This window comes from Sulfuricurvum sp. MLSB (genome assembly GCF_000747095.1).
Classification (GTDB): domain Bacteria; phylum Campylobacterota; class Campylobacteria; order Campylobacterales; family Sulfurimonadaceae; genus Sulfuricurvum.
On sequence record NZ_JQGL01000037.1, the window covers coordinates 1 to 1,791 of the forward strand.

The window sequence follows — 1,791 nt, forward strand, 5'->3', positions numbered from 1 at the left end:
TTTTCTGACTCTGTCCATCCCGATGATAGGGAAATGGTCCATAATACATTTGAAGAGTCGCTGAACACCAAACAACCCTTTGAAATCGTTCATAGAATAGTGATGAGTGACGGACGCATCAAATACGTTTTGGAAAGTTGTGAAACACAGTATGACGCGGCCGGAAATCCTGTGCTTGCCATCGGTGCGGTGCAAGACATCACGGAACGAAAACAGGCTGAGGATATGATTCGGGAACTGAATACGACGCTGGAAGAGAGGGTAAGAGAACGCACCGCCCAGCTGCAGCTGGTTAATACGGCGGTAAACAGCAGTACCGAGGCGATTTACATCACCGACGAAACGCTTTCGATTCTCTACGTCAATGACGGAGCTTGCCACATGCTGGGCTACACTCGGAATGAACTTACGGGGATGAAAGTGTATGACATCGATGTACTTTTCTCGGCGGAACATATCTCTTTGATACGGGAACATACTCTCAGCGCCAAACATACGCTTTTCGAAACGAAGCATCGGACGAAAGAGGGGCGTATACTGGATGTCGAGATCGCCGGAAGTTCGTTCGTCTTTAACGGCACGGAAGTCGAGGTTTCGGTTGTCAAAGACATTACGGGCAAAAAAGAGGTTGATAAACGGCTCCGGCTTGTCGAAACGGCGATGAACCATGCCAGCGAAGCGGTTTATATCGTAGGGGATGACCGTTCCATCCTCTATGTCAGCGAAGGTGCGTGCCGTATGCTGGGATACAGCGTCGAAGAGTTGATGCGGATGAAGGTTTATGAAGTAGACGCTTATATGAGTAAAGAGGCTATCGATGCCGTCAAAGAGCGTGTCGCCAGCGCAAAAGATTTTACTTTTGAGACAAAACATCGGGCAAAAGACGGTCATATCGTGGATGTAGAGATTACCGTCACTGCGTTCGAATATGAGGATGTCCGTCTGAGACTCTCCATCGTCAAAGAGATCAGCGAACGTAAAAAGATCGAAGCGCTTCAGCTGGAGCGGCTGGCGCTGGAAGAACGCCTCTCCAGAATCGCGGCGGCAGTGCCGCCGAAAGAGATTACTGAATAATACGTGACAGGGGGTCATTTTTCGTGGCTTTGGTTGCGTTGAAGAGATTTTCAAGCTCTTTTTTACATTTTTCCAGTGCTACGATATTCTGATGGTTTATTTTTTGTTGGAGTGTCTGTAAAACTTTTATCTGATTAAATACGGCATCAAATGCGTGACAGCTTTCCTGATCTTCATTCATGTCAACCACGGTATCCTCCCTCAGTTCAAATTCACTTCCTTTTCTTCCTAAACAATAGCTATTTTTCAAGCACAGAATAGTCTTTTACACAGGGTAATTGTGTGACCGATATGTGACTGATGTATTGATAATATTAATGAATGAATGAAAACTGAGGGTGGGCATCGTCTCTGTCATGGGCGTTGGCCGCACACTTAATATCGCTTAAAAATCAAAGTAGCAAATTGTTTATTCGAGGAGACCCCTGTGTCCATATTAGAGCCGCATATAGATAAACTGAAGTACATATTTGACAATGCCAAAGTCGGTATCGCCATCTGCAATGCCGAAGACAATCGTTTGGAAATGGTTAATCCCGCATTTGCCCGTATTCACGGTTACGAACAGCATGAGCTGATAGGTGCGTCGCCCGGGGAAGTGTTCGCTCCCGAATGCATGCTCCGTCTGGTCGAGCATGAAAGCGCTCCTTCGGCCTGTTCTATGGGGGATGTATCGTTTGAAACGGTTCATACGAAAAAAGACGGTTCGCCCGTCCC

At 46.8% G+C, this 1,791-nt stretch carries 3 protein-coding genes; 2 read left to right on the forward strand and 1 reads right to left on the reverse strand.

Going from position 1 to position 1,791, the window contains the following annotated elements:
• Nucleotides 1-1,074: PAS domain S-box protein (locus JU82_RS04040; RefSeq protein WP_294892105.1), on the forward strand; the 1,074-nt coding region annotated here is incomplete at its 5' end.
• Here the strand turns inward: JU82_RS04040 and JU82_RS04045 are convergent.
• Nucleotides 1,064-1,324 (reverse strand): hypothetical protein, encoded by a 261-nt coding sequence (locus JU82_RS04045; protein ID WP_294892106.1) that lies wholly within the window; start codon nt 1,322-1,324, stop codon nt 1,064-1,066. The two genes, JU82_RS04040 and JU82_RS04045, sit on opposite strands and share 11 nt — an antisense overlap.
• A gap of 177 nt (nt 1,325-1,501) precedes the next feature.
• On the opposite strand from JU82_RS04045, the gene JU82_RS04050 reads away from it, so the two are divergent.
• Nucleotides 1,502-1,791: PAS domain-containing protein (locus JU82_RS04050; RefSeq protein ID WP_037946817.1), on the forward strand; the 290-nt coding region annotated here is incomplete at its 3' end.